Genomic DNA, 7,125 nt, shown 5'->3' with positions numbered 1-7,125 from the left:
CCATTCACCTTTGGAAGCTCCTTTGCTCCTTTGGTAAGGTGAATTTTGAGACGCCCTTCGGGGCGTCTTTTTTTGCCTTTCAGAACTCGAACAAACAAAAACGCCCGACACCTTTGACTAACGAAGCGGGTCGCGCGTTTAATTGTCATATGACAGCGCAGGTATTAACCGCCTCGCCTACGGCAGTCTCCAGCTACAGTGTAAGTGATCGTGTTTAGTTGCCCTACGGAGTCTTCATAAGTCATTGCGGCCGGCACTACTGCGCAGATTTTCGCAGGCCGCACCACACTGATCACCTTTACCACATCCACCTTCATTCCATATTCATATCGCTTCGGTACCGGCGCGCTTTTTCCTTGGCTGACTGCGTACTTCTCCATAGCTTTGGTGTTGGCAGCCATCATTTTTTCGAAAGCCTTATCTCCTCCCCCCTCTGCAAACACGCTTGACGAGACAGCTAAAACTCCGAACAAAGCTAAAATGTTGATAGATTTCATATTCAGCACCTCAACTAATACAGTCAAGATAATATCAGGCTAATGATTGCGACCGGGTGGCGCTAAAATTACAAGTATGTAATCAAACCGGCAAAAAAAACCCGCCACTAGGAGCCTAGGGGCGGGCTGATTCCAAACTGCATGGCTACGCTTACTTAGCCTTCTCATTCTTTTCGTCACTTGACACCACTGAGGCATTTTTTCCTTGTTTCGCCACATACTTCTCCATTGCCAGATCTTTTGCCGCCATCATCTTCTCGAATGTTCTGTCTCCACCGCCTTCCGCCATAGCGAATGAAGAAAGGGCCAAAGCGCCCGCAACAGCAAAGATTTTAGTAAGTTTCATTCTGACACCTCATATAGATAACGCTATTAGGGTATCAATGCGAACCTATCATCACGGTGGCGCTCAGATTACATATTCGTAATCGTTCCTGGTATAAAAAACCCGCTGATGAACAACCGCAGCGGGCTCAAAACCAAAAGAACTATTGGGTTGTTATTCTCCCTTCTGCGGGTTCATCTTCATCGTGGCGGTGCACCCATTGATAGAGCGCAGGCAGTATTAACAGCGTTAATGCAGTCGAGGACAGGATGCCCCCAATCACAACGGTGGCCAGTGGTCGTTGAACCTCTGCCCCGGTGCCAGTGGCCAGAGCCATAGGTATAAAGCCGAGGGAAGCCACCAAAGCTGTCATCAATACCGGACGAAGCCGCGTGAGGGCTCCTTCATTGATAGCAGAATTTAACGAATACCCCCGCTCTCGAAGATTGCGAATGAACGCTATCATCACCAAACCGTTCAGCACCGCAACCCCCGACAAAGCAATGAAACCAACACCCGCCGAGATCGATAGCGGGATGTCACGTAGCCACAAAGCCATGACCCCTCCAGTCAACGCGAATGGAATACCGGTGAATACCAGGAGGCCGTCCTTGAGATTGTTGAACATCATGAAAAGCAGGGCAAATACAAGGAGCAGGGCCACCGGGACAACGATTTGGAGACGTTTCGCAGCCGACTGGAGTTGCTCAAATTGCCCACCCCAGTTAGTCCAATAACCAGCCGGCACCTGTACCTCTCGATCAATAGCGCTGCTGGCCTCTTGAACAAAAGAGCCTATATCCCGACCTCGCACGTTAGCGCTTACGATTACCAGACGCTTACCATTTTCGCGACTGACCTGGTTCGGCCCAAGCACCAGATCGAGAGTTGCCACTTCTGAGAGGGCAATAAAACCAATCTGTTCTGCATTGCCATTGACCAGCGCCGGTACTGGAATCAGCAACGTAGACAACCCTTCAATGTCCTTGCGCATGGCATCGGATAAACGCACAACCATATCGAAACGACGGTCTCCTTCATACATCGTACCCGCTTGGCGACCACCAACCGCTACCGCTATGGTGTCCTGTACATCGCCAACATTCAGGCCATAACGCGCGGCCTTGTCACGGTCGATGTTAATGGTAAGTACTGGTAGCCCTGTGGTCTGCTCGACTTTGACCTCTGAAGCTCCTTCGACCTTCTGCATAGAGGCAGCGATTTTCGCAGCTGTGCTGTTAAGCACTGCCATGTCATCACCGAAGACCTTAACGGCTACGTCACTGCGCACGCCTGATATAAGCTCGTTGAAACGCAATTGAATAGGCTGCGAAAGCTCATAGTTGCTGCCGGGCATCGCGGCCGTAGCCTTTTGAATATCCGCGACTAACTCATCCCGGGATTTGTTCGGATCAGGCCATTGATCCTTAGGCTTAAGCATCACATAGCTGTCAGAGATATTCGGCGGCATTGGATCGGAGGCAATCTCTGCGGTACCGGTACGAGCAAAAACTCGTTCGACTTCAGGCACTTTTGCCAGCACTAGCTTTTCCAAACGCTGCTGCATTTCTACCGATTGCGTCAGACTGGTGCCCGGCACGCGTAGTGCTTGCAGGGCAAAATCCCCTTCGCTGAGGCTCGGTACAAACTCACTTCCCATTCGACTGGCGACAACCCCGCACACTGCAATGAGGCCTAGTGCCATGGCAAAGGCCACTGATCGGTGCTTCATGACCCAATCCAGCGCAGGTGCATACATCCGACGCGCGCCACGCATGATCACGTTCTCTTCTTCCTTGACCTTGCCAGTTACGAACATGGCAATCGCCGCAGGAACAAAGGTAACGGACAGCAGCATGGCGCCCAGCAGGGCGATTACGACTGTAAACGCCATGGGGTGGAACATTTTCCCTTCAACACCGGTCAGGGCAAAAATCGGGAGATACACGACCATGATGATCAACTGACCGAAAATCAGTGGGCGGCGCGCTTCCTTTGCCGCTGCAAACACTTCATGCATCCGTTCGGAACGTGTGAGGATACGTCCATGGTGCTGTTGTGCATGAGCCAAGCGCCGGATCGCGTTTTCGACAATCACCACCGCTCCGTCAACAATGATGCCGAAGTCCAACGCGCCGAGACTCATCAGGTTGGCGCTGACTTTGTTGGTGAACATACCGGTGAATGTGAACAGCATGGCCAAAGGAATAACCATGGCAGTGATCAATGCGGCGCGAATGTTGCCCAAGAACAGGAACAGAATTGCGATGACCAGGATCGCACCTTCAATCAGGTTCTTTTTGACCGTGGCAATCGCCTTGTCCACGAGATTGGTACGGTCGTATACCGTGACCGCCACCACCCCCTCAGGTAGTGACCGATTGACTTGCTCCAGTTTGGCGGCAACGGCCTGAGAGACGGTTCGGCTATTTTCACCGATCAACATGAACACAGTGCCAAGCACGACTTCACGACCGTTTTCGGTAGCCGCACCCGTGCGCAGCTCACGGCCGATATCAACTGTTGCCACATTCTTGATGCGGATTGGCGTGCCATCGACATTAGCCATCACGATGTTGGCAACGTCGTCGGTGGTTGCCACCTGCCCGGGGGCACGAATGAGGAGTTGTTCACCACTGCGTTCGATGTATCCGGCACCGACGTTGGCATTATTCCGTTCCAGCGCCGTCACAAGATCAGTCAGAGTCAGCTTGTATGCCGCCAGGCGTTTTGGATCGGGAGCAATTTGATATTCTTTGGCGAAACCACCAATGGTGTTGATTTCGGCGACGCCGGGAACGTTGCGCAACTGAGGTTTAATAATCCAATCCTGGATCACCCTCAAGTCGGTCGGGGTGTAAGGGCTGCCATCCTCTTTAACGGCGCCTTCTTTTGCCTCAACTGTCCATAGGAAAATTTCACCCAGGCCGGTAGAGATCGGCCCCATGACCGCTTCCACGCCCTCGGGTAATTGCTCCTTGGCAACCTGCAGTCGCTCATTGACCAATTGCCGGGCGAAGAACAGGTCGGTGCCTTCCTTGAATATCACGGTGACTTGCGACAGACCTGAGCGTGAGAGCGAACGCGTTTGCTCAAGAGCTGGCAAGCCGGCCATGGCGGTTTCGATGGGGAAAGTGATTCGCTGTTCTGTCTCCAGTGGCGAGAAACCTGCGGCACCCGTGTTGATCTGCACCTGGACGTTTGTAATGTCGGGTACTGCGTCGATCGGAAGTTTCTGATAGCTGGCGATGCCGAGGCCAGCCATGAGAAGAACCGCGAGCAGCACGATGATGCGTTGCTCGATTGCAAATTGGATCAGGCGTTCGAACATAAGAACCTTCTCGTGGAAATGGCGGATCAGTGGGAGTGTTCAGCCGAGGCTTTACCCAGCTCTGACTTCAGAATGAAGCTGCCGGCAGCAGCGACTTGAACACCGGGCTCCAGGCCCTCTGTGATCTCAACCAGACCCGCCGCACGACTGCCTATTTCCACCGGCTGCGCCTTAAATCCGTCATCAGTTCGAACGAAAACTGTAGGTTTATCCTCGACCGTCTGGATCGCCACTTCTGGCACCGCGACTTTCGTCTGCCGGGTATCGGTATCTACCAGCACGGTAACGAACAGTCCGGGACGCCAGGCGCCTTTCGGATTGGGTAGGGTCACGCGGACCGTGGCGGTACGGGTCTGCTCGCCCAACAAACTTCCTACGTAGGCCACGGTGCCCGTAACTTCGGCACTCAACTCTGGGGCATTGACGGTAACGGACTTGCCCACCAGCACCTTGTTCAAATCCTTGGGGGAGACGCCAAAAGTTACCCACACACGGGACAAGTCCGAAAGAGTGAAGGCATTGGTGGTTTCGCTGACAACCTCACCAAGGCCCAAGTGTTTCTCAACCACGACGCCATCGAACGGCGCACGCAGCTCATACCGGTTGCCGCCGCTGGCTACCGAGCTTCCACTAAGTACGCTGATTTTTTGACGGGCATTGCTGAGGGCGATTTCAGCTTCTTGCAGAGCCTGACGGGCTTGAAGGAAATCTTGTTCGGCAGAGATTTTGTCTTGCCATAACTGTCGCTCACGCTCGTAGGTGGTACGCGCCAACTCCAGACGACGTTGCGCTGCGGCTTGCTCACTACGCTGATCAGAAATTTGCTGGCTGGCGATAACGGCTAGTAGCTGGCCTTTTTTCACCGGCTGGCCAAGATTGACATGTACCGACTCGACGACGCCAGGCACTCGGGGCACGACATGGGAAGTCCGGTCGTCATCGAACCGGACTTCTCCGGGGAAGGGCAATGACAGGCTGATGCTTTGTGCCTTTGCTTCGGCCAACTGTATGCCAGCCGCGCTAATCTGCTCCTCGCTAAGTGTCAGGTGACCTTCTTCCTCTTCGCCCTCGGCATGTTCGCCTACAGCTGTTGACCCACCAGCATCCTTGTTGGCGTCATCATCGTGGCCATGCTCCTCATGAGGCTGAGCTTCGGCGGACGGTGCAGACGTGTTACCAACCCAGAATGAGCCGATTCCCATGCCCACCGTCAGGGTCAGCGCGATAACAAAAATTTGTTTTTTATCCATGGAAACTCCCTACGCAGCTCAATCGGGCAGTCACGAATTAGCGTGACAAATGCAGTGCTGAGCAGCGGTACAAAAGCGTTATATGAAATTCACTGGGAACGAGTTAACTGAGTGACATCACCGAAAACTCGCTCAATGCGCACCCAGGCGTCTGTTGCCTCTGCAATGGCCTGGATGTATTGGTTACGTGCGCTGATCAACGTGCGCTGTGCATCGAGCACATCCAGGAAGTTGAACTTGCCCATTTCGAAACCTCGGGTCGCGGTGTCGACGGCATTTTGGGCGGCAGGCAGGATGGTTTGATTGAAAGAGGTAACTTCGGTGTTCGCCGTCATCCACTGATCCAGAGCGATCTGAATTTCTGTACGCAGGCGTAACTCGCTTGAATTGCGAAGGTCGCGGGCCTGATCGGCTCGGCGGGCTGCTGCCAGTACATTGCCTTGATTACGATTGAACAACGGAATGGGCATCGACAGCCCCACAACGTTCACACGCTCGCGTTCTCGTTCATCGTATTGACTGCCCACACTTACGGTGAGATCTGGAACACGCTGAGACTTCTCCAGATCAAGAGAAGCTTCACGCTGATCAATTTGTAGTTTTGCCAATCGTAATTCGGCAGTTTCACCGATGCGGTTGAGCAGCAGTGACGGTTCCGGAACGTTGGGCATTGGCCGGTCTGACTCACCGACGGATTTAAACGAAGGCAACGGTGCGCCCATTACGCGCGCAAGCTGCTGATAGGCATTTGCTTCGTCGCGCTCAGCACGCCGCAGTTCTAGGCGCACTTCAGATAACTGTACCTCTGCTCGTGTACCTTCGATGGGGGATGATTTACCACTATTAATCCGTCCTTGAGCAACACGAACACCGCGCTCGGCAAGCACAAGGGATTGACGCGATAAGAGCAATCTCTGCTGGGCCGTCGAGGCGCTAGAAAAGGCCTGGATGACTTCTGCACGTAGAATATTGCGTTTACGCTCCAATTCAATACTAGCCGCGTCTTGGGCTCGACTGGCAACGTCTATCCTAGCTCCGCGCTTGCCGCCAAGCTCAATCGGTTGGTTGATCATTACCGTCGTAGTGCGCGAGCTCCGTCGGGTATCTTCAGCTTCCCAAGAAAGCTCGGGGTTGGGAATCAAACCCGCTTGTTTTCGATCTCCTTGGCTGATACCAATTTCCCATTGTGCTGCCGCCAAATCGGGATTGTTAGCAAAGGCCGATTCCAGTGCCTGATCCATGGTCAGCGTCTGAGAAGACGAAACTGCGGCAAAACTGGTGTCTGCCATTAAGAACATACAACTCAAGCCTACAACTAGTAAGGACTTTTGTATGTTCAAGGGTGCAGTTAACTTTCTATGCGGACGCAATTTCATAGTTCCTTCAACGCCTATTCTCTATACGTAAATGTAAAGTTTTGCACTTATCAGCAAGGTGACTGAAAAATTACAAATACGTTATCCAACGATGCAGCTATTTTTTTTGCACTAGCATAGGAGGAATGAAAGATTCGAACGTGGGGGCAGCAATATGCCGAAACAAATACCAACCTGGTATCTGCCGAACAGCACTTGTCGATTTTGGTTAACCATGTGTGGCGCTTGCCCAGTGTTCGATTCAACGGTCAAAGTGCGACACGTTGTCGCAAGGAGTCGCTGTGATGGCTCAAGACCGGGGGTTTAAGCTTGACCCTGTAGCGGCTACAGGCTTTAAGATCATTAT

At 52.9% G+C, this 7,125-nt stretch carries 5 protein-coding genes; all 5 read right to left on the bottom strand.

Annotated features, from left to right (window positions below):
- Positions 1 to 164: 164 nt before the first annotated feature.
- Entirely contained in the window at positions 165 to 497 is a 333-nt protein-coding gene (locus tag F8N49_RS23535; RefSeq protein WP_024014895.1) for a DUF2790 domain-containing protein, read from the bottom strand.
- Between the two features lie 151 nt (positions 498 to 648).
- Entirely contained in the window at positions 649 to 843 is a 195-nt protein-coding gene (locus F8N49_RS23530) for a co-regulatory protein PtrA N-terminal domain-containing protein (protein WP_024014896.1), read from the bottom strand.
- Positions 844 to 985: 142 nt separating this feature from the next.
- Positions 986 to 4,153 (bottom strand): CusA/CzcA family heavy metal efflux RND transporter, encoded by a 3,168-nt coding sequence (locus F8N49_RS23525; protein WP_151552795.1) that lies wholly within the window; start codon positions 4,151 to 4,153, stop codon positions 986 to 988.
- Between the two features lie 26 nt (positions 4,154 to 4,179).
- Complete coding sequence (locus tag F8N49_RS23520) at positions 4,180 to 5,403, bottom strand: efflux RND transporter periplasmic adaptor subunit (protein ID WP_151552794.1); 1,224 nt, start codon at positions 5,401 to 5,403, stop codon at positions 4,180 to 4,182.
- An 89-nt stretch (positions 5,404 to 5,492) separates the two neighbouring features.
- Positions 5,493 to 6,701 carry a TolC family protein gene (locus F8N49_RS23515; RefSeq protein WP_024014899.1) on the bottom strand — a complete coding sequence of 403 codons (1,209 nt, stop codon included), beginning with the start codon at positions 6,699 to 6,701 and terminating at the stop codon, positions 5,493 to 5,495.
- Between the last annotated feature and the right edge of the window lie 424 nt (positions 6,702 to 7,125).

It is taken from the genome of Pseudomonas sp. GXM4 (genome assembly GCF_008923895.1).
Classification (GTDB): Bacteria; Pseudomonadota; Gammaproteobacteria; order Pseudomonadales; family Pseudomonadaceae; genus Aquipseudomonas; species Aquipseudomonas atacamensis.
The sequence above is the reverse complement of the archived record's forward strand: the minus strand, read 5'-3'. Positions and strand labels throughout refer to the sequence as shown.